This window comes from Alteromonas abrolhosensis (genome assembly GCF_001953635.1).
Taxonomy (GTDB): domain Bacteria; phylum Pseudomonadota; class Gammaproteobacteria; order Enterobacterales; family Alteromonadaceae; genus Alteromonas; species Alteromonas abrolhosensis.
This window is the reverse complement of record NZ_MEJH01000003.1, coordinates 158,571-182,984: the sequence shown is the minus strand read 5'-3', so window position 1 is coordinate 182,984 and position 24,414 is coordinate 158,571. Positions and strand designations below refer to the sequence as shown.

General features: G+C 44.9%; 17 protein-coding genes. 11 read left to right on the top strand and 6 right to left on the bottom strand.

From position 1 onward, the window contains the following. Window positions 1-284: 284 nt before the first annotated feature. From tkt to BGK61_RS02895, 4 genes are all read left to right on the top strand, one after another. Window positions 285-2,276 (top strand): transketolase, encoded by a 1,992-nt coding sequence (gene tkt, locus BGK61_RS02910; protein WP_076011292.1) that lies wholly within the window; start codon window positions 285-287, stop codon window positions 2,274-2,276. 18 nt (window positions 2,277-2,294) lie between these two features. Then, complete coding sequence (gene epd, locus BGK61_RS02905) at window positions 2,295-3,305, top strand: erythrose-4-phosphate dehydrogenase (protein ID WP_076011291.1); 1,011 nt, start codon at window positions 2,295-2,297, stop codon at window positions 3,303-3,305. Between the two features lie 116 nt (window positions 3,306-3,421). Beyond that, the gene (locus BGK61_RS02900) at window positions 3,422-4,597 is read left to right on the top strand and encodes a phosphoglycerate kinase (protein ID WP_014997425.1); all 1,176 of its coding nucleotides are present in this window, start codon (window positions 3,422-3,424) and stop codon (window positions 4,595-4,597) included. A 300-nt stretch (window positions 4,598-4,897) separates the two neighbouring features. Further along, window positions 4,898-5,797, top strand: a complete 900-nt coding sequence (locus BGK61_RS02895; RefSeq protein WP_076011290.1) for a fructose bisphosphate aldolase — start codon at window positions 4,898-4,900, stop codon at window positions 5,795-5,797. A 156-nt stretch (window positions 5,798-5,953) separates the two neighbouring features. On the opposite strand, the gene BGK61_RS02890 is transcribed toward BGK61_RS02895, so the two are convergent. Together BGK61_RS02890 and BGK61_RS02885 are read right to left on the bottom strand one after the other, a co-directional pair. Then, a complete protein-coding gene (locus BGK61_RS02890; RefSeq protein WP_076011289.1) occupies window positions 5,954-6,373 on the bottom strand; it encodes a diacylglycerol kinase in 420 nt (139 codons plus the stop codon). Further along, window positions 6,361-7,968: a phosphoethanolamine transferase gene (locus tag BGK61_RS02885; RefSeq protein ID WP_076011288.1), complete on the bottom strand. Its 1,608-nt coding sequence runs from the start codon at window positions 7,966-7,968 to the stop codon at window positions 6,361-6,363. Before BGK61_RS02885 ends, BGK61_RS02890 begins: the two co-directional genes overlap by 13 nt. A 293-nt stretch (window positions 7,969-8,261) precedes the next feature. Here BGK61_RS02885 and BGK61_RS02880 point away from each other — a divergent pair, with 293 nt between their 5' ends. The 6 genes from BGK61_RS02880 (at window position 8,262) to BGK61_RS02855 (ending at window position 16,832) form a co-directional block, all read left to right on the top strand. Continuing rightward, a complete protein-coding gene (locus tag BGK61_RS02880) occupies window positions 8,262-8,951 on the top strand; it encodes a response regulator transcription factor (protein ID WP_014997429.1) in 690 nt (229 codons plus the stop codon). Further along, complete coding sequence (locus tag BGK61_RS02875) at window positions 8,935-10,359, top strand: sensor histidine kinase (protein ID WP_076011287.1); 1,425 nt, start codon at window positions 8,935-8,937, stop codon at window positions 10,357-10,359. The genes BGK61_RS02880 and BGK61_RS02875 overlap by 17 nt, the downstream gene beginning before the upstream one ends. A gap of 231 nt (window positions 10,360-10,590) precedes the next feature. Beyond that, the gene (locus tag BGK61_RS02870; RefSeq protein ID WP_076011298.1) at window positions 10,591-10,887 is read left to right on the top strand and encodes a hypothetical protein; all 297 of its coding nucleotides are present in this window, start codon (window positions 10,591-10,593) and stop codon (window positions 10,885-10,887) included. Between the two features lie 196 nt (window positions 10,888-11,083). Continuing rightward, on the top strand, window positions 11,084-12,169 hold the full coding sequence (locus BGK61_RS02865; RefSeq protein WP_076011286.1) for an efflux RND transporter periplasmic adaptor subunit: 1,086 nt from the start codon (window positions 11,084-11,086) through the stop codon (window positions 12,167-12,169). A gap of 9 nt (window positions 12,170-12,178) precedes the next feature. Beyond that, on the top strand, window positions 12,179-15,364 hold the full coding sequence (locus BGK61_RS02860) for an efflux RND transporter permease subunit (protein WP_076011285.1): 3,186 nt from the start codon (window positions 12,179-12,181) through the stop codon (window positions 15,362-15,364). Then, window positions 15,354-16,832, top strand: a complete 1,479-nt coding sequence (locus BGK61_RS02855) for a TolC family protein (RefSeq protein WP_076011284.1) — start codon at window positions 15,354-15,356, stop codon at window positions 16,830-16,832. Before BGK61_RS02860 ends, BGK61_RS02855 begins: the two co-directional genes overlap by 11 nt. 110 nt (window positions 16,833-16,942) lie before the next feature. Here BGK61_RS02855 and BGK61_RS02850 read toward each other — a convergent pair whose 3' ends face one another. Continuing rightward, window positions 16,943-17,392: a hypothetical protein gene (locus tag BGK61_RS02850; RefSeq protein WP_076011283.1), complete on the bottom strand. Its 450-nt coding sequence runs from the start codon at window positions 17,390-17,392 to the stop codon at window positions 16,943-16,945. A gap of 232 nt (window positions 17,393-17,624) precedes the next feature. On the opposite strand from BGK61_RS02850, the gene BGK61_RS02845 reads away from it, so the two are divergent. After that, window positions 17,625-19,751 carry a S9 family peptidase gene (locus BGK61_RS02845; protein ID WP_076011282.1) on the top strand — a complete coding sequence of 709 codons (2,127 nt, stop codon included), beginning with the start codon at window positions 17,625-17,627 and terminating at the stop codon, window positions 19,749-19,751. Window positions 19,752-19,879: 128 nt separating this feature from the next. Here the strand turns inward: BGK61_RS02845 and ppx are convergent, their stop codons facing one another. From ppx to BGK61_RS02830, 3 genes are all read right to left on the bottom strand, one after another. Further along, window positions 19,880-21,442 (bottom strand): exopolyphosphatase, encoded by a 1,563-nt coding sequence (gene ppx, locus BGK61_RS02840; protein WP_014997437.1) that lies wholly within the window; start codon window positions 21,440-21,442, stop codon window positions 19,880-19,882. A 16-nt stretch (window positions 21,443-21,458) separates the two neighbouring features. Beyond that, window positions 21,459-23,531 (bottom strand): polyphosphate kinase 1, encoded by a 2,073-nt coding sequence (gene ppk1, locus BGK61_RS02835; RefSeq protein ID WP_076011281.1) that lies wholly within the window; start codon window positions 23,529-23,531, stop codon window positions 21,459-21,461. Between the two features lie 188 nt (window positions 23,532-23,719). Then, entirely contained in the window at window positions 23,720-24,226 is a 507-nt protein-coding gene (locus tag BGK61_RS02830; protein WP_014997439.1) for a glycine cleavage system transcriptional repressor, read from the bottom strand. Between the last annotated feature and the right edge of the window lie 188 nt (window positions 24,227-24,414).

The window sequence follows — 24,414 nt, the reverse complement described above, 5'->3', positions numbered from 1 at the left end:
GGACGAAATTGGCAAAGCGAATGATGTACTAGTAAAACCAGACGTTAGATATAACCGTTTTTGCTGTATTGGGAATACGTGATGGTTAAGGTATAGACCATTTTTTACTATGACTTTCACTATTGGCAATCAAAACCCATTGAACTGTAAGGTGGCATAGGTAAGAATAACGCCACATTCATTCGTATAAAGAAGTAGAGCGAACGCCTTACCTCTACGCTCGTCTAGCTTGCCTAGCCCGCTAAGATACGAAACAAAAGATACAAAATAAATCAGGAGACAACATGCCCTCTCGTCGTGAACTCGCCAATGCAATCCGTGCATTAAGCATGGATGCCGTTCAACAAGCTAAATCTGGTCACCCAGGTGCCCCAATGGGGATGGCTGATATCGCACAGGTACTATGGGGTGATTTCTTATCACACAACCCTGCAAACCCATCTTGGGCTAACCGCGATCGCTTTGTGCTTTCAAATGGTCACGGCTCGATGCTGTTGTACTCTCTTCTTCACCTTTCAGGCTACGAACTGCCAATTGAAGAGTTAAAGAACTTCCGTCAATTGCATTCAAAAACGCCAGGCCATCCTGAGTATGGTTATGCGCCAGGTGTTGAAACGACCACTGGCCCACTAGGCCAAGGTATCAGTAATGCTGTGGGTATGGCACTTGCCGAGAAAGTGCTAGCGGCACAATTTAACCGTGACGGTCACAATATTGTTGATCACCACACCTACGCATTCTTAGGCGACGGCTGCTTGATGGAAGGTATCTCACACGAGACATGTTCACTAGCCGGCACACTAGGCCTTGGTAAGCTTATCGCGTTTTGGGATGACAACGGCATTTCAATTGATGGCGAAGTAGAAGGCTGGTTCACTGACGATACACCAGCACGCTTTAAGAGCTACGGTTGGGAAGTGATCGATGGCGTTGACGGTCACGATGCAGAGCAAGTAAAAGCCGCTATTGAAAAGGCGCAAGCGAACACCGCGCAGCCTACGCTTATTTGTTGTAAAACCACTATTGGCTTCGGCTCGCCTAATAAAGAAGGTACCGAGTCTTGTCACGGTGCACCACTAGGTGAAGATGAAATTGTAGCCACTCGCGAAAAGCTTGGCTGGAGCCATGGCGCGTTCGAAATTCCAGACGATATTTACGCGGGTTGGGATGCTAAAGAGAAAGGTTCAAACGCGGAGAGCGCGTGGAATGACGCTTTCGCAGCATACGAAGCCGCTTACCCAGAGCTTGCGGCAGAGTTCAAACGCCGCGTAAATGGTGAGTTGCCAGCAGATTTCAGCGAAAAAGCAGATGCAATTATTGCTGAGCTTCAAGCTAACCCACAAAATATTGCTTCACGTAAAGCGTCGCAAAATGCACTAAACGCATTTGGTCCACTACTTCCTGAGCTATTAGGCGGCTCTGCTGATCTTGCAGGTTCTAACCTTACTATTTGGGAAGGCAGCAAAGGCGTTGAAGCGAACGATGCGTCAGGTAACTACATTTATTACGGTGTACGTGAGTTTGGTATGTCTGCCATGATGAATGGTATTGCCCTTCACGGTGGCTTTAAGGCATACGGTGCAACCTTCCTAATGTTTATGGAATATGCACGCAACGCGGTACGCATGGCTGCACTAATGAAGCAGCCTGCAATTTTCGTTTACACCCATGATTCAATTGGTCTAGGTGAAGACGGTCCAACGCACCAGCCGGTAGAGCAGGTGGTTGCGCTACGTGCAACGCCTAACCTTGATAATTGGCGTCCTTGTGATCAGGTAGAGTCTGCTGTGTCGTGGAAATCTGCTATTGAGCGCACTGATGGCCCAACAACACTAATCTTCACACGCCAAGGCTTAGCGCAGCAAGAAAGAACGGCTCAACAAGTTGCAGATATCGCTAAAGGCGGTTACGTACTTAAAGACTGTGAAGGTACGCCAGAGCTTATTCTTATTGGTACCGGTTCTGAGGTTCAGCTAGCCGTTGAAGCCGCAGCGAAACTGACCGAGCAAGGCAAAGCCGTTCGCGTAGTGTCTATGCCATCAACTGACGTATTTGACCGTCAGTCTGCTGACTACCGTGAAAGTGTACTACCTTCTAGCGTTGTTAAACGCGTAGCGGTTGAAGCGCTGTCTAAAGATAGCTGGTACAAGTACGTTGGCTTTAATGGCGCTATCGTAGGCATGGACACCTTTGGTGAATCTGCACCTGCGGGAGACCTGTTTAAGCACTTCAACATTACCACTGACGCTGTAGTAGAGGCTGCACTGTCTCTGTAAGAGGTAATAGATAAGCCTATGGTAAATATTGCCATAAATGGGTTTGGTCGTATTGGTCGTAACGTGTTGCGCGCGCTGTATGAAAGTGGGCGCAACAACGAATTTAACGTGGTGGCCATTAACGACATTGCTAAACCCGAAGGCATAGCACATTTACTTAAATACGATACCGCCCACGGGCGGTTCCGTTTTGATGTGGCCTTAGAAAATAAAACGCTAAATGTCGCAGGCGACGATATTACACTGCTCGCGATAAGCGATATTAAAGACCTACCGTGGAAAGACTTGGGCGTTGATATCGTGCTTGAGTGTACGGGCAAGTTTGATGACAGAGCATCGGGGCAAGCACATTTAGATGCAGGCGCTGGTAAAGTGCTTTTCTCATCACCCGGGTCACCAGATTTAGACAATACGGTCATTTTCGGAACCAACGAAGACACGTTGACCAGTGAACAAAAATTAGTCTCTAACGGCTCTTGCACCACAAACTGCATTGTTCCTGTTATCCAAGCACTAGACGCTGCGTTCGGTGTGGAAAGTGGTACGATCACAACTATTCACGCGTCTATGCATGACCAGCAAGTTATCGACGCCTATCATGAAGACTTGCGCAGAACGCGCGCTGCAAGTCAGTCAATTATTCCTGTTGATACACGACTTGCTGCCGGTATAGAGCGCATCCTGCCTAAGTTTGCGGGTAAGTTCGAAGCCATTGCGGTTCGGGTTCCTACCATCAATGTTACTGCCATGGACTTGAGCGTAACGCTTCAATCTAAGGTAACTATTGAGCAAGTAAACCAAGCCCTTCGCAATGCAAAAGCAGGGCGTTTACAGGGCATTTTGGATTACACCGAAGAGCCATTGGTATCGGTAGATTTCAATCACGACCCACACTCGTGTATTGTAGATGGCACACAAACAAGAGTCAGTCACAAACAGCTAGTAAAAACACTGGTGTGGTGTGACAACGAATGGGGTTTTGCAAACCGTATGCTCGACACAGCAAAAGTGATGTTCGACGCAAAGTAAAGCATTGATGCTGCCAAGGGTTGGTAGCACCAGCCCGCGCAGCTTTCACCGTTAATTTGAGCGTGTCTTACCTTTAAAACACGCTCTTCTAAATTTAAATTAACATAGGAAAGACGATGGCAATTCCAAGCATGAGCGATATGGCCCTTAAAGGTCAGCGCGTATTAATTAGACAAGATTTAAACGTGCCGGTAAAAGACGGCAAAGTAACCTCTGATGCGCGTATCAAAGCATCTATTCCTACTATTAAAGCAGCGCTAGACGCAGGTGCAGCGGTTATGGTGATGTCTCACCTTGGTCGCCCTACTGAAGGCGAGCCTGCTGATGAGTTCTCTCTTCAACCTGTTGTTGATTATCTTAATGACGCCCTAGATGTGCCGGTAAAGCTAGTAAAAGATTACCTAGACGGTGTTGAGCTTAGCGAAGGTGAGCTCGTCATTCTTGAAAACGTTCGCTTCAATAATGGCGAAAAGAAAGACGACGAGACACTGGCAAAGCAGTACGCTGCACTATGCGACATCTTTGTAATGGATGCCTTCGGGACTGCTCACCGTGCACAAGCGTCTACCCATGGCGTTGCTAAATTCGCACCAAAAGCCTGTGCTGGCCCATTACTTGCTGCAGAATTAGACGCACTTGGCAAAGCGCTAGACAACCCTAAACGCCCAATGGTTGCTATTGTGGGTGGCTCTAAAGTATCTACCAAGTTGACCGTGCTAAAAACATTGGCTGAAAAAGTTGACCAGCTGATTGTTGGTGGCGGTATTGCCAACACTTTCATTGCTGCTCAAGGCCATAATGTAGGTAAGTCACTAGTAGAGATGGACCTTACCGAACAAGCCACGCAGCTTATGAACGAAGCGCAAGCGAACGGCGGAAATATTCCTGTACCGACTGACGTTGTAGTGGGTAAAGCGTTTGATGAAAACACCGAAGCTACGCTTAAACTTGTCAGTGAAGTTGCTGACGACGACATGATTTTTGATATCGGTCCAGACTCGTCAAAAGCGTTAGAAGATATCATCAAAAACGCGGGTACTATAGTATGGAATGGTCCTGTAGGTGTATTTGAATTTGAACAGTTCAGTGCGGGTACAAAGGCGCTGTCTGAGGCGATTGCGGCTAGCGACGCATTCTCAATTGCAGGTGGTGGTGATACACTAGCGGCAGTTGATAAATACGGAATTGCCGATAAGGTTTCTTATATTTCAACAGGTGGTGGCGCGTTCCTAGAATTCTTGGAAGGCAAAACATTACCAGCGGTAGCAGTACTAGAAGAAAAAAATAAATAAGCCTGAGCGCTGCTTGTAAACGCAGCGTTTTAAAGCTCAAGATAGCTAGGCCTAGTACAAATGTTACCCCATAGGTGTCACGCTCAGTAACAGCATTTTTGAGCGTGACCTTTTAATCGGAAACGATTACACCTGCGAAACAGTGAAGTACGCAGGCATAAATACCAATTTTATTACAGATGTGTTTACTTAAGGTGCTGGCATGCCGCGTCTGAGACAAACAGATCTTTAATAGAATTGGTATAACAATAAACCCTACACCTGTCTATTAAGGCAGTAATATACAAAAGGAGTGTTGCAATGGCATCACAAGCTCAGCAGGCAATGCTGGATAAACTGAAGACGCAAACCGGTTTTATTGCAGCGTTAGATCAAAGCGGCGGTAGTACCCCTAAAGCGTTACGCTTATATGGCATCGAAGAGTCAGAGTACAGCTCAGACGAAGAGATGTTTAATCTTGTTCATGAAATGCGTACGCGCATTATCACCAGCACCCCTTTTAGCGGCGAGCGCGTTCTTGGCGCAATCTTGTTTGAAAACACCCTTGATAGAGAAATTGAAGGCATGTCTTCTGCACACTACCTGTGGCAGAAAAAGCGTGTTATTCCTTTCTTAAAGGTAGATAAAGGACTAGCTGAAGAAAGCAATGGCGTTCAAGTAATGAAGCCAATGCCTGGTCTTGATGCACTGCTAGCTAAAGCGGTAGCGCAAGACGTGTTTGGCACTAAAATGCGTAGTGTTGTTAAGCTTGCGAATCACCAAGGTATTAAAGATGTTGTTGCTCAGCAATTTGAAGTGGGTAAGCAAATCTTAGCCGCAGGCCTTGTTCCGATTATCGAGCCAGAAGTAGACATCCACAGCCCACAAAAAGCGGAAGCTGAAGCTCTTCTTAAATTAGAGATACTAACGCAGCTAAACCTTCTAAACGAAGGCCAGGAAGTTATGCTTAAGCTAACGATTCCAACAGAAGCTAATTTCTACAAAGAGCTTGTTGATCACCCTCGCGTGCTTAAAGTTGTAGCGCTTTCTGGCGGCTATAGCCGTGAAGAAGCAAATGCGAAACTGGCAGAAAACCAAGGTATGATTGCGAGTTTCTCTCGAGCATTGACCGAAGGCGTTTCTGCAAAGCAGTCTCAAGAAGAGTTCGAGGCAACGCTAGATAAAGCGATTGAAGATATTTACCAAGCCTCTAAGGCGTAATCTTCCCTCTTGTCAGCACTTCTAAAGAGCGCCTAATGGCGCTCTTTTTCGTTATGAGTTCTTTTGAAGTATTGTGACACCTTCAACTTAATAAGCTCATCTTTATAACCTTGTTAAAGGGATGCCTCTGGGGAATTAAGGTCTTCACTAATACTTTTACATGTGGCTATAAAATACGCCCGCCCACAACACACAGGCAATAACGATGGATAGAAAAACGCCTGCTGATGCTAAGTCTTTTGCTAACCCTGATAGGGCATGAAACTCCGTACCTATTCTGTCGACGGTGACTTCAATGGCGGTATTGATGATTTCCGCAAATAAAATGAAAAAAATGGAAGACATTAAAATTGCACGTTCAAGAAAAGGAATTGACCAAAAAACAAGAACCACGAATGCCACAGCGGCTAGACTGAGTTCTTGTTTAAATGCAGCTTCGTTCTTAGTAAGCCAGCTAAATGCTCGAAGTGAATTCTTTAGAGCCTTAAATACTCGACGCAGGCCTTTTGGTTTGTTACTTGGGTCGAAGTGCGAGGTGGTACTAACCACAGGGTTTGATTCATTTAGGCTTCGCATTGTTTAAAGATATCCATAGTAGGTTGGTAAGTAATACTCTTTACACTTGATAAACCAAGTAACGTGTCAAACAAGTTGTCTTGAGAGTAAGGGTGGTTGGCCAGGTTTTTAATACAATTTCGGTAGCCTGAATCTTCAAACTTCGACGCCCAAAAAAGCATAGGAATGTGAGTCTGTTCTTGCGGTGCAATTTGATAAGGGAATCCATGTAGATAGAGTCCTTTTTCACCCAAAGATTCACCGTGGTCAGACAGGTATAGCATGGAAGCGTTTGGCACGTTTTTTAGTGTATTAACAATCTCTCCAAGTACATAGTCAGTGTACGCAATGGTATTGTCATACGTGTTGATAAGCGCCTGCGAATCACAGTTTTGAATATCACTTCTAGGACAGTCGGGAGAGAATTTGGCAAATTCAGCGGGGTATCTTCGATAGTAGGTAGGGCCGTGAGAGCCTATCATATGAAGAACAATAACCCTGTTAGTTGTCGCAGGTGATGACAAAACGTCCTTCAAAAGCTCGTTGAGTAAAACATCGTAGCAAAAATCACCGTCACATAAACTAGGGTCTCGGGATGGGTCAAATGCAATAGTTTCAACTCTTTTGCACACCCCCTTGCAGCTACTATTGTTGTCTATCCATGTCACATCAGCGCCAGCCCGATGTATGATATCAAGCACATTATCCTGACTTTCCGCAATGCGAACATCATAGCTTTGCCTTGAAAGTCGAGAAAACATACAGGGTACTGACACCGCAGTAGCGGTCCCGCATGAGGTCACGTCGTTGAAACTTACCGCGCCTATGTCGTTCATAAAGGGCGTGGTGTTTCTGCTATAGCCATTACTGGCAAACTTGTCTGCCCTTGCTGTTTCTCCAACAACCAGTACAGTCGTAGAAGGCAAAGCGTTTTTTCTATTTATTATAGAAGGTGTCTTGTCCAGTACCTTGTAAGGAAGTGGCGGATAAAAGTAGGTGTCTCTGAGATATTTGTAGCCAGAATCGTAAAATGCATAAGGGATAATATACTTGGCCAAATCTTTATTATTTCTACCCACCGCAGCATAGTCTTTATAGAGGCCGGCAGCGATAACGATTATTCCAACCACTGCTAATACGTTGAGCTTAAGTAAGTGCTTAACTCTAGCAACTAATTTTCCATTAATTTCCTGATTAAAGACGGCAACAACGGGTACCAATCCTAACAAGAAGAAAAAGAGTAAAAGCGTTGAGTTTAGATAGGCAAATGCTTCACCAGAATTGGTCTCCATCACATTTTGAATCATACTCTTATCAAATATCACGCCGTAAGCGACCGTACCGTATAAAAGAAGTGAACTGACTAACAGTGTCACTGCCACTGTCAATCTTGGCAAAAGAATGGCGCCTAATAGGCTAAGGGCGATGATATTGAAAAAGGTAAGCAACAATGGAACGGACAGAAAAAATATCCACTGGCCTACTGTAGTTGGCGACACAGCGTGATAGACATTTGAAATAAAAGGGAAGTTGAAAACCAGCGTTATTAAGACTGATGCAATAAAAACAAAATTGGCTAATGAAGGGTTTAAATTTAACGAACGTGGAAATTTCAAAGTCAGTTCTCTTGTGTACTACTTGCAGCACAAGATAACTTTCAAAACTTAAATAAAGCTTAAGCAAAACTTTGGGATTAGCGTTAATGGCAATTTTTATCTAGAACCAACAATTCCAGATGGTTTCCCATTGCAACTACTTGTTATACATAGAGAAACGGCGTGCAGTTGCACAAAAAGCTTCCTAGGTCGTCACTTTCTATCGTTAATTAATTCAATATTATTCTCGCCTTCAGTTTATCTTAAGATTGAGATCATAACCTTAGCGAGGAATAAAAATCGACCAATGAAACATGAGAATACTCCTTATAGAAGATTCATTGTCTTTGAGAAATAGCCTGAGCTTAGGTCTAGAAAAACTTGGCCATTCAGTTGATTTAGCTGCCACAGGGCCCGATGGTTTGAGTATGGCGCTTCTTGGTAGCTACGACATTATTGTATTAGACCGCATGCTGCCAGAACTCGACGGGATGGCTATCTTGAAAACGCTAAGAAAAAGACGGGTAGAGACCAAGGTGCTCATTTTGTCTGCACGTGCCGAACCTGAAGAGAAAGTTGAAGGCTTGTTAGCAGGCGCTGATGATTATCTATCTAAGCCTTTTTCATTTGAAGAGTTGTCAGCGCGACTTCTCAGTTTGATGAGACGGGGCGTAACAAACTGTATTAACGATCAAATTACTATTAATGGATTGATATTGGATATTCAGGCCAAGTCTTTTTTATTTGGAGAGCAGGCGATTAGTTTAACGCCGAATGAATATCGCATAGTAGAGTGCATGTTCCTAAACAAAGGCAAGGTCGTCACATCAGAAAAATTAAGTGAATTTATTTCCGGTAGTTATGACCATATCTCAAAAAATGCAATTGAAGCGCACCTCTCTTCAGCGCGAAAAAAAGTAAGGGCGTGTGGCGCTACACTCCCCATTAAAAGTAAGCGAGGATTTGGCTACGTCGTGGTGGAAGGCGATGAAGTCAATACGTAAAACCTTAACGCGACGCCTTTCTATCACTATTTCTTTGCTGGTGATTGTCGTTTTACTCGCCGCAGATATCGGAGTTGACACCTGGGTCCAAAGAGAATTTAACCAAGGTCTAAAAGCCAAAGTTGGCATGCTTCAAAGCTTAGTCAATGAAGATTTAGACGGCGTTGAGTTTGAGTTTGCCGGCGAGTATTTCCCTGAGTTCGAGGGTGCTTCTTCTCCAGAATACTTTCAATTGTGGTACAAAGGGCAGGTTTTCGAAAAGTCGGAATCCCTTGCACTGTACACTGTCGACGAGCTGCCGTTTGAAAACTTAAGTTTAAACGAGGCGGTGATTAACGACATTACGCTGCCAGATGGTCGTTCCGGGCGTATTATTCACACCAAATACGTGCCTCAAATTGACTCTGAAGACCGCGAAGCATTCTATAGCGTCAGAGGCGAAGAGCAGCGCGACCCCATGGTTATCGCATACGCAACCTCCACTGAACTGTTGAATTTTACTCTTTGGTTTATCGATATCGCATTTTTAGTGGCGCTTATTGTAATTCCGTTAATGGTAAGATTCGTCGTGCGCAACACGGTGTCTTACGCGTTGGCACCACTTGATGCATTAAACAACAATATAAGAACTCTAAGGTTTACTGCCACAGACAAGCACGAAGCATTCTCTACAAACGTTTCAGAACTAGAGCCAATCGTCAGCAGCTTGAACCATTTTATAAACGATAACTACGCCCTATACCTTAGAGAGAAAAGACTTACCTCTGACATTGCTCACGAACTTAAAACGCCAGTTTCCGAACTTATCAATCTGGCGGAAGTAGCCATGAAGTTTCCAGGAGAGGAGCGACTCGAAAAAGATTTTAAACCGCAGATTCTTCGCATTGGGATGCGAATGAAAAACATCATTTCCGGTTTGATGTTAATCCAAAAGCACAGTGCTAAGCAGACTCAATTAAGCGACCTTATTAATATTAAAGAGCTCGTTGATCAAGTTGTCGCAAGCAAAGCGGTAGATAATATTAATGTGGTTGCGAAAGAAAGGAGCGACGTGGTTATTCACTCTAACCGAATTGCGGTGGAGTCTATATTTAGCAACTTGTTAGACAACGCTATCGAGCATGGAAAGCATTGTGAGCCGATCAGCGTGTATATAGGCAAAACGCAATCAGGGCAGGCCCAAATAGAAGTGACAAATACAACGCATACTGAAATTGATGAAAGTGACTTAAGACATATGTTTGAACCCTTGTGGCAAAAGGATGCATCACGTACGTCAGAAGACAACTTTGGCCTAGGGCTATCAATAGTAAGTGCATTGTGCGGTGCGATTGGAGCAGACGTGTCGGTTTATAAGTTGGATCACAACCACATCTCTTTTTCTGTGACTTTCAAAAAGGCCTCTTAAAAATACGTGCTGTTAAAATGCGCTATTGCTTGCTGTAAAAAGATATGACGTACACTGCCACACTCAGGAATTCTGAGTTTGTTTGTAACAAATACGTGCAACCGGTTATTGCCTGCGTTTAGTGGCAATACTGGTTCTTGTCAAAGCGTGGTTGGCTGTGTAGCATAGCGCCGCAATTTTCCTTATATATTTGAATTTTTGGAATATTAACCGGTGCATAATCAGCAGTACATGAAGCAGTACACTATATACGCATTAATAGCGTTGTTGTTTACTTGCTTATCTGGACTCAAACAGGATTACAAGCCCATCACGTTCAAGCATCATTTCGATGCTTCTATTTCCGAATATTCCTTCGAGTTTGATACAGAGGAAAGTGCTCCGGAAGAGCCCGCTCCACCACAATATGTTGTGCTGGATTACCTTACGGACTCCTTCACTGAAACCGCAAAGCCACGTCCGCGCTGGCATTTCAAAACATCCCTTAACCACGCAACGCCGTTAACACGAGCGCCGCCTATTGCTTAGTTTCTTAGGCTTAGCAGTTAGCTGCTTACCTAGAAACACCTTAATTCGATATTCATTACATAGCGCCAGCCCTTTTCGCTGGATGTTTTTGCGCGCTTAATTTTCAGCACTGAATTTTATTGCTGAACGCGCGCTAGTGGCGTGCAGCCTTTTTACGAGGCACGTCACGATTAGCCTTTTATTACGAATTTACATTATGAGCAAAAAAGCACTTCTTGCAGTAAGCATTGTTACCGCACTATTAGGTGGGTGTGGTCATGAAGAACATGCTGCGCATCACGAAAAACTTCAATTCAACGTTACTCATCCCATCGTACAAGACACAACGCTGGTAAAAGAGTACGTCAGTCAGATACGTGCCATTCAACATATTGAAGTTAGAGCTATGGAAAAAGGCTATCTTCAATCGACCTTTGTTGATGAGGGACAAACGGTAGAACGTGGTCAGCCCATGTTTAAAATAATGCCGAACGTGTATGAAGCTGAACTACACCGCGCTGAAGCTGAGGCTAAAGCAGTCGAGATGGAGTACAAAAATACAAAGTCGCTTGTTGAGCAAAACATTGTTTCTCCTAACGAACTCGCCGTGATTGAAGCGCAGCTTCAAAAAGCACAGGCTGAAGTTGAACTGGCAAAGACTCACTTAGCATTCACAGATGTCAAAGCGCCGTTCACAGGCAAAATGGACCGACTGGAAGCTCGAACGGGAAGTCTGCTTGATGAGGGTGAGTTGCTTACCACGCTATCTGATATCAGCACCATGTGGGTGTATTTCAATGTACCTGAATCTGAGTATTTGAAATACGCGCAAAACAACCCGTCAAACAAACAAACGCCAGTGCGATTAAAGCTTGCCGATGGCAGTATTTACGAGCACCAAGGGGTGATAGATGCCATTGAAGCCGATTTTGATAATCATACCGGTACCATAGAAATGCGTGCGTCTTTCCCTAACCCAGACCAGCTGCTAAGACATGGGCAGACCGGAAATGTCATGGTGGATATTGCCTATCCAGATGCGCTGGTTATTCCTCAGAAGGCCACATTCGAAATTCTCGATCAAAGCTTTGTGTATGTGCTGGATAGCGAGAACAAGTTAGCAACCCGCCACATTAATATCGCTGCAGAACTCCCTAACATTTATCTGGTTTCAGACGGCCTAGCGCCGAGCGACACTATTTTGATTGAAGGACTGCGAAGAGTCTCGAACGGCGATGAGATAGAGCCTGAACTTATTTCAGCCAGCGACACATTAGCTGAACTGTCACTGCACGCAGAATAAGGGGGCGCTATGTTTGGAGTTTTCATTAAACGTCCAGTGATGGCCATCATGCTATCGCTGATGATTATATTTTTGGGCGTGTTGTCGGTATTTAGCCTACCCACGTCACAGTTTCCCGATATTGCTCCGCCGCGGGTGCTTATTTCTCTGGCATATCCCGGTTCGAGTGCTGATGTACTGGTGAAATCATCGCTGGTTACTATTGAGCGTTCAATCAACGGTGTGCCGGGCATGAAATACATCGTGTCTGATGCGACGAGCGCGGGTGAAGCTACTATTCAAGTTATCTTCGATTTAGATGTGGATCCGAATCAAGCGCTGATCAATGTAAAAACGCGGCTTGATCAGATCATGAACCGTCTGCCCCAGCTCGTGCAGTTAGAAGGGGTGGTACTAGAGCGGGTTCAGCCCAGCATGTTGATGTACATAAACGTTTATAGCACGGACGAAACTGCGGATGAAAAGTTTTTGTACAACTATTCTAATATCAACCTTATCCCCGAGATACAGCGGGTAAACGGTATTGCCAGTGCAAAAATATTGGGAAGCCGTCAGTACGCCATGCGAATTTGGTTAAAGCCTGATCGCATGCGTGCTTACAATGTTTCCGTGGATGAGATCATGGAATCGATAGACGAGCAAAGCTTGATAGGACGCCCGGGACGACTTGGCAGAAGCTCAGGCATTACCGCTCAATCAAAGGAATACGTGCTTATTTACGAGGGACGTTATGACGAGCCTGAAGAATATAAAAATATAATTATTCGCGCCGACTCCGACGGTCGCTTGCTCAAATTAGGTGACATTGCTGATGTTGAGTTAAGTAGTGAATTTTTCGATATTTACTCAAACAAAGACGGGTATCCTTCCGCTGCGATAGTGCTAAAGCAGAACTATGGAAGCAGTGCCAACGAGGTGATTGCTCAGGTGAAAGCCACTATGGCTGAACTGGAGAAAACGTTCCCAGAAGGCATGAAGTACGAAATCAACTACGATGTTTCTAAGTTTCTCGATGCCTCTATAGAGCAGGTGCTGCATACCCTGTTTGAAGCCTTTATTTTGGTTTCTTTGGTGGTATTCATCTTTCTAGGTGACTGGCGCTCCACATTGATCCCGCTTCTAGCTGTGCCAGTTTCACTGGTGGGAACATTTTTCTGCATGCAGGCCACAGGAGTGAACATTAACCTTATTACCCTGTTCGCGCTAGTGTTAGCGATAGGGATTGTGGTGGATAACGCTATTGTTATCGTGGAGGCCGTTCACGCAAAAATGGAAGAGAGCGCCAGCCTAACCCCTTATATGGCGACCCAACAAGTACTGGGCGAAATGGGGGGAGCTATTATTGCGATTACACTGGTGATGACGGCGGTTTTTGTGCCCCTTATTTTTATGACGGGCCCGGTAGGTGTCTTCTATCGCCAGTTCTCTATTACCATGTCATCGTCAATTGTTATCTCGTGTATTGTGGCGCTGTCATTAACCCCAGTGCTGTGTGCAATGTTGCTTAAAAACCCCCATTCACACACTAAAAAAGCGACCCCGTTAAGCAAAGTAATTGACGGGTTTAATTACTATTTCAATAAATTAACCGGTCGCTATACAGGCATTATCAAAGCTATCGTTACGCGCCGCAGTGTTACTGTAGTGCTGCTTGCGGGCTTTGTGGTAAGTACCTTTGGCGTTAATCAGGCATTACCTACAGGCTTTATTCCCGGTGAAGACCAAGGGCAAATCTATGCCATTATTCAAACACCGCCAGGCAGTACCCTTGAAGCAACGAATACAGTAGCGCGAGAGCTGCAAAGCTTGGCGCTGGACGTTGAAGGCGTCTCCTCGGTGTCTTCGCTTGCTGGCTATGAAATCCTTACGGAAGGTCGAGGTTCAAACGCGGGTACCTGCTTGATTAACCTTAAAGACTGGGCTAATCGCGAACAGTCGGTACGTGACATTATTGAAGAGCTGGAAGCCAAAACACACCACTTAGGTGCAGTGATTGAGTATTTCGAACCGCCTGTTGTGCCGGGTTATGGCGCGTCGTCGGGGTTATCATTTCGTTTACTCGATAAAACCAATACTACCGACTATCAAGAGTTCGACCAAATCAACAAAGCCTTCATGGAAGAGCTCGGTAAACGTGATGAGCTAAAAGGTTTATTCACGTTTTACGCGGCCGATTATCCTCAATATAAAATTGAGATAGATAACCAAGCTGCAATGCAGAAAGGGGTATCTATTGGCGCGGCCATGGAGAATTTGAATATTCTTATCGGTAGTACTTACGAGCAAGGTTTCACGCGTTTTAATAACTTCTTCAAAGTGTACACACAAAGTGCGCCAGAATATCGTCGTTATCCCAGTGACTTATTGGATTACTACGTGAAAAACGAAGAGGGTGAAATGGTGCCTTACTCGGCCTTTATGAAGCTGATTAAAACCCAAGGCCCTAATGAAATTACGCGCTACAACCTTTATACCTCGGCAGCAATTCGTGCAGAGCCTGCAGCAGGGTATACCTCGGCGCAAGCGATAAAAGCGGTTGAAGAAGTAGCGGCTGCCACCTTGCCAAAAGGATACGACATAGGTTGGGAAGGCCTGTCATTTGACGAGGCTAAACGAGGCAATGAAGCCATCGTTATCTTTGCTGTAGTATTGTTGTTTGTATATATCGTACTGGCATCACAGTACGAGAGTCTGCTTCTACCTTTTGCGGTTATTCTTTCACTACCTACCGGTATTCTCGGCTCATTCCTGTTTTTAAAAGGTATGGGGCTGGCCAACGATGTTTATGCGCAGCTCGGCTTAGTTATGCTGGTTGGTTTACTCGGTAAAAATGCCGTGCTTATTGTGGAATACGCAGTGCAAAAAAATCAGCAGGGCTTATCGATTGCTGACGCAGCTGTTGAAGCGGCCAAACAGCGCTTCCGTCCAATCCTAATGACATCGTTCTCGTTTGTAGCAGGGTTAATTCCGCTTGTTATTGCAACGGGGGCTGGCGCAGTGGGAAATAGAACTATTGGTGCTTCTGCCTTAGGCGGTACCTTGTTCGGCACTATTTTTGGTGTGCTGGTTATTCCTGGGCTTTACTACTTGTTCGCCAAATTTGAAGAAGGTAAGTCATTGATCAAAAACGAAGATCACGTTCCCCTTACTGAAACTTACCACTATAACGATGAGGTGCTAAGCGATGACAAATAAAAAGCGATTTACCTATAAGCCGTTGTGGTTAGCGCTTAGTAGTGCGTTGTTAGTTCAGGCATGTGCTATCCCTACCATTGAAACGCGAAACCCTAACCTGGATTTGCCAGAGCAATTTAATGCGAAAGTCTCGCAAGTGGATACTCAGGCTGGTCAAGGGGCTAACGAGAGTACGCAAGCAAATATTCAATGGAGTGAGTGGTTTAACGATCCTACACTTTCTGCGCTGGTGGAAACTGCGGTTAAGAACAACCAAGAGGTGTCTATATTAATTCAGCGCATTAATATGGCGTCGAATGAAGTGTACGCACGGGAGGGGGAATATTTGCCTCGACTCTCTGCGGGGGTAGCCGCTGAAACCGAAAAGGTAGGCGAATATACCCGGGAAGGCGCAGTAGAAGAACAGTTAAATATCAAGGAGGATAAAGAATTTCCCGACCCGCTGGCAAACTTAAAGCTAGGCCTTAATGCGTCGTGGGAAATTGACGTTTGGCATAAGCTGAGAGATGCATCTAAAGTGGCCTCGCTTGAATACTTGGCGTCGGTTGAAAGTAAGAACTTTTTCGTTACCCAGTTAGTATCTGAAGTTGCGCGTACTTACTATGAACTACTGGCGTTAGATAACAAGCTAGAAAACCTCGACTCAACCATTTCGCTACAGCGCAATGTTATTCACACTATTAATGCGTTGAAAGAATACGGGCGAGCGTCATCGCTACCCGTTGCGCGCTTTAACGCGGAAGTGAAGAAAAACGAGAGCGAGCGTTACTTGATTGAGCAGGAAATTCTTGAAAAAGAGAACACGCTTAATCTGTTGTTGGGGCGCACTCCACAACCTATTAAAAGGAACAGTGATGTGTTACTTAGTGCTGAAATCATTAGCCCGCAGGTGGGTGTACCCTCTGCGCTATTAGACAATCGCCCGGATATAAAACAAGCTGCACTCACGCTTCAGGCGGCAGAGTTAAATATCGATGTGGCTAAAGCTAACTTCTACCCTTCTTTTGAGCTAAAAGCAGGGTTAGGTTTATCGGCGTTTGATAGTCGCTACTTGTTTAATGTGCCTGAGTCATTGGCATATTCATTATCTGGTGATGTTTTTGCGCCATTAATAAACCGCAGGGCGATTGAAGCGGTTTACCAAAATGCCAGCGCCGAACAAATTGAAGCGGCTTACGAATATGAACTGACCGTTTTAACGGCGGTAGCTGAAGTAACAAACAGTTTATCGAAGCTCGATAATTTGGAGAAAAGTGCTGAAGCAAGGCGTCATCAAATTGCTTCACTCGAACAGTCGATTGATATTGCCAATAGGCTTTTCTCGTCGGCTCATGGTGAATATTTAGAGGTGCTGCTTGCACAGCGAGAAGCACTGGAAGCGCGTAGCGAGTTTATAGAAACTCGTCAGCAGCAAATGGCCGCACTGGTCGATTTGTATCAGGCACTCGGAGGCGGGTGGCAGTCTTAAAACAATAAGGAGAGCTTTAGCTCTCCTTTTATATTTGCCTTTGTCAGAAACTGGTGTCGAATTCTTATCTTAACTTTCGATACTAGCAAAATGCATTTTTGTCCTCGCTTTTACTGCGTAAAGTTAAAACGGTTAAAAAAGCGTTCAGCTTCTTCACTATCAAATTCATAGCCCATTTCTGTCATAGCTTGCAATGCATTTTCTACCGTATCGTAGAAGCCATAAGGAACCTCGGCAGCGTCGTAGCACTGAGAAATTTGATGCTTAGTTGTAAGCATAATATCGGTATCTAGTATCACCACGGCAAGAAACGACAGGCCGCGGGTTTTTCTTACCCGGGTTTGCTTTACAAAAATATCAAAGGTGGAAGGGGGCATCAGGCTTTCACCGTAAAGACAGCTTACTTGTGCCCACTTGGTGCCTTGTTCAAATTTCGAAATGTCGGAAGACAATTTAACCACGCCATTTCGCATGGTTTCATCGTTCCACGGGCCCCTTGCTGAGAAAAGCAGCAGTTGACCGCTTACGCTACATTCAAATTCGCCGTGCGGATTATTCATGGGGAATACCTTCAAGCCTTACTTAAAACTTAGCACCTAACTGTCAGCACGCAACTAACCATTCGGCTAAGTTCAAAAGCAGGCTTATGCGCTTAATCGCCTAGATGATGTCGCTCGACGTTTAATCTTCATTGCCAGAATTAATTCAGTAGTATGGGAAAGTTAAATGCATCACGGCAAAGTGATCACCCCATAAAAATGATCGGATAAAAACGAATAATTAAGGTGAGATATGTCTTTTACTAGAAATCACAGGTACCCGTCAGTCAAAAAACGGTATGCGATGTGGGCTGCGCTATTTAGCGTGGGCGCGCTAGCTATGCCAGCCACAGTGCTTGCGAGCAATGAAACCGAATCTTTTTCTACCGACTCTGAACACTATTTTAAATCGGAAGATATTTTTAATCTGGAATACGTGAGTGAAGTTCAGGTGTCTCCAAACGGTAAACATATCGCGTATGTACGTCGTTCAAACGACATCATGTCTGACAGTAGCCGCGCCAATGTTTGGCTTGCCTCGGTAGATGGTAAATCAAACCGTCCCTTACTTTCTTCGAAAAAAAATTATTACTCTATTCGCTGGTCTCCAGACGGTAGCCGGTTGGCTTACCTTTCTAATGAAGAAGGTAAACCACAACTGTATGTGCGTTGGATGGATACAGGGCAAACGGCACTCGTTACGAATGTCACCTCAAGTCCTAGCAACATCACATGGTCACCAGACGGTAAGCATATTGCCTTTACCATGAGCGTAGATGCCAAGGAAAAGCCACTAGACGTTAAGATGCCTAAAAAGCCTGACGGAGCAAAGTGGTCTCCTAGCTTTCAATATATTACCAAAGCTCGCTATCAAGCAGATGGTCGCGGTATTCTTGAACCCGCTTACACCCATGTTTTTATTGTTCCTTCCGATGGGGGCACAGCACGACAGCTCACTTCAGGTAATTATCACCACAATGGGCGCTTAAGTTTCTCTCCTGATAGCGACAAAATCTATTTCTCTGCCAACCGCAGTGACAATTGGGAATATGAGCCTGTAGAGGGGGATATCTTCTCTGTGGATATGATGGGAAATATCGAGCAACTTACCAACGACAAAGGCCTCGAATCATCGCCTGTCGTATCGCCTGATGGAAAGTACATAGCTTACGCTCGTCGAGATGACGAAAAGGTGATGTATAAAAATAGCTATTTGTACGTGATGAAAAGTGACGGTACAGATGCCAAAAACTTAACAAAAGACGTTGATAATTCAGTGTCTAACTTTCACTGGAAAGATAATAAGCACGTTTATTTTCAGCAGTCGGTTCGCGGTTTAGCGCAGGTAGATGTGGTATCGCTATCGGGCAGTGTGAAAGCGGTAGCAAGGGGCTTAGGAGGCACCACGTTAGGACGACCTTACGTATTTGGCACTTATCACGCTGTCGGTGATGTAGTGGCTTACACCAAAGGACGTACCGATCGCCCCGCTGATCTGTATGTCACAACGCGAAACGAGCGACAGCTTACAGCGCTCAATGAAGACGTTCTTGGTCATAAACAGCTCGGTGAGGTAAAAGAAATTGTCTATTCGTCTTCTATTGATGGTGAAGAAATTCAGGGGTGGTACATTCTGCCGCCAAACTACGACAGCTCGAAAACGTATCCGCTTATCTTAGAAATTCACGGCGGACCTAATCTCGCTTATGGCCCTGTGTTTACGGCTGAACTGCAGCGCATGGCTGCAGAAGGCTACGTGGTGTTTTATGACAATCACAGAGGTAGTACAGGTTATGGCGAGCGCTTTGCATTGCTACTTCAGGGAAAATACAGCTCGGAATATGACTTCTCAGATCATATGTCCGGGGTAGATGCGCTGATTGAAAAAGGCATCGCTGACCCCAATCGCTTGTTCATTACTGGCGGCTCAGCAGGCGGCATTGCATCAGCCTATGCTATTGGCCTCACTAACCGGTTTAAAGCGGCCGTGGTTGCCAAACCCGTTATTAACTGGCTATCAAAAGTACTGTCTGCCGATTCAGGTCTATATCAAATTCCTTTCCAATTTCCCGGTAAACCTTGGGATAACGTAGAACATTACTGGAAGCGCTCGCCGCTATCGCTAGTAGGAAACATTACTACCCCCACCATGCTGATCACGGGTGTAGACGATAAGCGCACACCAATGTCTGAAACGGAACAGTTTTATCAAGCATTAAAGATTCAAAAGGTCGATAGCGTGCTGGTGAGAGTACCCGAATCGCCGCACGGGATTGCTTCCAAGCCTTCTAGAATGATTGGTAAGGTTGAAAATATTCTGGCGTGGTTTAAAAAATACGACAGCGCGCAGTCACAAAATACGCAAGTTGAAGCTAAATAATTAGAGTGCTGAGACTAAACGGGGCTAATGCACCGACTCAATCGGCTCAAGGCCCCATTTTTTTAGTATTCGCGCATACTCACCATTCGCCTTTAAGATAGAGAGCATGCTCGCTTTAAACCGTCTGTTTAAACCACAGTAGGGTGTAGTTGCTCAATATCAGGAACAACAGATAGTTTTAGATCAAGCGCTTTCCAGTAATGGCTTTCTCGCAGTAAATCAGCAGAGATTATAGGTTTCTCGTCTAACCAGCCATCGGGGAAGGTAATGGTAAGTTCATTCTTTTCTACGTTTACCACCAGGTCAGGTACGAAGCCTTCCTGGCGTTTTATATTAAGCAATACGCCTAAACGCAGTAACGCAATTAAGTGTTTTACCGACTGCTCATCGAAAAGATTAAACGTGGGAAGCTCATTGGTGCGAATTTTCTTTCTATGGAAGCGCACCAGTGTGGCTAGCAGTAATTGCTGTTCCTGAGTAAATCCGGGCATGTCTACATTGCCAAGAATATAGGCGCTGTGTTTTTGAATGCCCCGCGAATTAATCTGCATACCGACTTCATGGAGCAATGCTGCCCAGCCAAGCATACTTTTAAAGTCACGACCTTTCAGCTTCCATACTTTTTCTACTTCGTTGAAAAGTGAAAGTGTTGTGTTAAGCACCATGGTAGCTTGGGAAGTGTCTACATCGTAGCGTGTAGCAAGACTACTCGCCGTTCTGCCTCGAATATCAGCATGATGAAGCTCGTCTTCCATTTGATAAAGCACGCCTTCGCGCAAGGCGGCTGGCGAGTATACCAATCCCTCGATTTCGAGAGCTTTAAAAATGGCAATGAGAATAGCGAGGCCGCCCGCGATAACGACACGGCGATCTTCACTTAAATCTGGGTAGCTTAACTTGTCGACATGGCCAGCACTAACAAACTGCTTCATTAAGTTGCGCAAGCTTTTGAGCGTGACAGGAATATCGTGTCCGTTAGGACGGTCTTGCTGGCAAAGTGTAAACAGCGAACGAATGGTACCCGATGTTCCGATACACTGAACCCAACCCAGTCTGCGATATTTGTTGTCTATTAACTCAAGTTCTTGCTGTGCAGCGGTAATGGCTCGTTCAAAGGCTTTAGGTTTAAGCTCTCCGTCTGGGAAAAAGCGTTTTGTATAGCTCACGCAGCCCATTTGGAGGCTACGGCAAAGTAAGGGTGTAAACCCTTCGCCAATAACGAATTCGGTTGAACCACCGCCAATATCAATAACCAGCTGTTGGCCGTCCGAATGGTTAGTATGCGCTACGCCTGAGTAAATAAGACGCGCTTCTTCTACGCCCGAAATCACTTCAATAGGGTAGGGAAGGATATCTTTTGCTGCGCTGATAAAGTTGCGGGCATTACGTGCTTTACGCAGGGTATGCGTAGCAACAATTCTCACAGAGTCAGGCTCAAAGCCTTTAAGGCTCTCCGCAACGACTTTCAGCATGGCTAGGCCGCGTTCCATCGCCTCATCAGACAAAATGTCGTCTTCGTTGAGACCTTCGGCCAAGCGCACTTTTTGTTTAACTCTATGCAGTATTTGCACAGACCCGGCAACAATGCGTGCTACGACTAGGTGAAAACTGTTAGAGCCTATGTCTAGTGCCGCTACTTTACTTACGTCGCGGGTTTCCACGTCGTTAAAAACTGATTCGTGCTGGGTCATGTACTGATTATCTTTCCTACAAAGTGTCTTCTAGCTTCTTCAAATAGTCGTAAATCTCTATTTGCGAGCGAAGCTTTTTACGATTTCCCCTGCGAACGTACTTGTTGCTCTGATCCTTGTCAATCACTCGTGCTTTCAGGGTGTCTTTAAATTGTAGCTCCATTATATCAACAATGCGCTGTTGGAGCCCTTTATCGTAAACAGGGCAGCCCACTTCAATGCGGTTGTCCATATTACGGGTCATCCAGTCGGCAGATGAGATATACACTTTTCTTTCGCCACCGCCCTCAAAAATCATTACGCGAGGGTGTTCAAGGAAACGGTCAACAATAGAGATAATTTCGATGTTCTCGCTAATGCCTTTAATGCCCGGATTCAGTGAGCACATGCCGCGAACAATGCCGCGAATTTTAACCCCAGCCTGACTTGCCCGGTACAAATCGTCAATAAGTTCTTTATCAACCAAGTTGTTAATCTTGAAAGTGATTTGCGCTTTCTGACCTTGGTTTAAATGCTGAATTTCCTGACGAATTAACGACTGAATTTTGGTCCGGGCGTTTAACGGCGATATTTGAAGGTGCTGAAATTTATAGCGTCTGTATGGGTATTGAATAAGATCGAATACCGCCACGCCTTCGTCTGCCAATTCTTGATTACGGGTAAATAAGCTGTAATCGGTATAAATCTTCGCCGTTTTCTCGTTGAAGTTACCTGTACCGAAGTGCGCATAGTTCACCATGCTGCCTCGTTCTTCACGCGTTACAATACACAGCTTAGAGTGAATTTTAAGTGTAGGTACACCCAATACTACTCGTATACCCGCATCAGTCATGCGTTTAGACCATTCAATGTTGGCCTCTTCGTCAAACCGTGCGCGAAGTTCTACCACAACGGTTACTTTCTTGCCGTTGTCTACTGCGTCAATCAATGAATTCACAATGCGTGAATTACTGGCAACACGATAAATGTTGATGCGTATGGTTTTAACATTCGGGTCGAAAGCTGCCTGACGCAAAAACTCGGTGAAGTGCAGGAAGCGGTGGTACGGGTAGTACAACAATATGTCCCGTGCAGTAATGGCATCGAAAACGGTGTTGTACTTGGAGAAAGCCTTGCTATCGATAGCAGGCAGCGGCGTATGCTCTAAATATTCTCGGCCAACATTCGGGAAGCCAATAAAGTCTTTAAAGTTACGGTAGTGCCCAGCAGCGTGCATGGTATCCAGCTTCGTAATCTTAAGACGTTTGCGCAGGTCAGATTTCATGTCCTCAGGCATGTTAGTGTCGTAAATAACACGTACAGGCTCTGCGATAAGGCGCTGTTTCATACTCTCAGACATTTTTTCAACGAAGCTTTCGTCAATTTCCTCGTTAATAGAATATTCCGCATCACGCGTCATTTTAAACGAGAATGCTTCAATTTCGTCGAACTTCACGAAACCGCGGAAAATGTCTTCAATACACAGCTGAATCATGTCATCGAGCATAACAATGCTCTTTTTCTTACGGCTTTTTTGCGGAGGGATCAGCATAAAGCGCGACATTTCAGAAGTAGGAACCTGAATAACCGCAAATTTAGGGTTGCGGTCTTTTCTTCTGAGCGCAACATATAAATACACTGACGTGCCGTTCAATCGGCTAAGTAAGTCGGTCTTCTTATCAATCAAGATAGGCGCAATGTGACGCAGTACTTTATTAACGAAAAAGTTGCGTACCCACTGCTTTTGATAATCGTCTAAATCATCTTTTCGAAGAATGTGAATATTGTAACGCGCTAGGGATTTTACAACGTCCTTATGAATTTGGTCGAACTTCTCAGAAAGCTGTACCACCTTTTTTTGGATCTGTGCCATAAGCGCGGTTTGGCGTTCAGCTTCTTCTTCGTTGCCGTCGTTCTGTGCAATGGTAATTTGTCGCTTCACATCAGCAGCGCGCACGCGATAAAACTCATCTAGGTTATTTGAGTAAATACCAAGAAAGCGAATTCGCTCAACGGCGGGGTTGTTTTTATCTGCGGCTTCTTGCAATACGCGTTCGTTAAACGCAAGCCAGCTTAGCTCTTTGGGATAATATAAAACGTCGTTATCCATAATGTCTCAATTCACGTTCATAAAAATGGTCAAAGACTGCCATCAGTCAGTGACACTACTGTGACAACACGTATCCTGGTGCATATGTACACGCATTGCGTTGCGGTAATTCCGTTACCTTTCGATGTCGTAATTTTGTATTTGTTATGCGCAATGTTTACGCGGCAAATACCAATACGCGCTTGTTACTATCGCTTCGCGGTTATATCTACCACTAAATCGTTAGCTAACGATTCCAGAGCATCTTGCAATGCGCCATCGTCGAAGTCTTCTGGAACTGCAATTTCTGCTTTTGCTTTGAATATCAGGCTGCCCCAATTGGGTGCGCTTTCACAATGCGAAGCAAAGGTAAGAATATTCAAGTTGAACTGATTTAACACGGAAGTGAGTTCTTGAACGATGCCAGTTTTGTCATTGCCCATAACATCAACCGTCAACTTAGTGGTGTTGTTATTTTCGCTACTCGCTACCGCCACTGACTGCACCGACAAATCTTTAATGGCATCTAGCGCATCGATTAAGTTCTGCTTGTTCTCATCTGAAACATGAACTTCTACAAAGCCTGTGAACATACCTGCCATATGCGCAAAGCTCGACCCTTGCCAGTTGCCTTCGTGCTTGTATACACATTTAGCCAGCGCGTCTACCAAACCCGGCTTGTCTTTACCCATGATGCTGATTACTAATGATTGCATGCAGTGCTCCTTATTGGGCGTGTAGAGAAAAACTTTGATCGTCTTCCTGTTGGGTAATACCATAGGCGCAGAGTAGGTTGCGCGAAGGTAATGCCATAAACTTTCACTTGCTATTAGCATAACAAAACTTACACTGCTCACCAGTGCAATTTAGGGTTATTCTTCTTAAAAATGAAGAATTTCGAAAA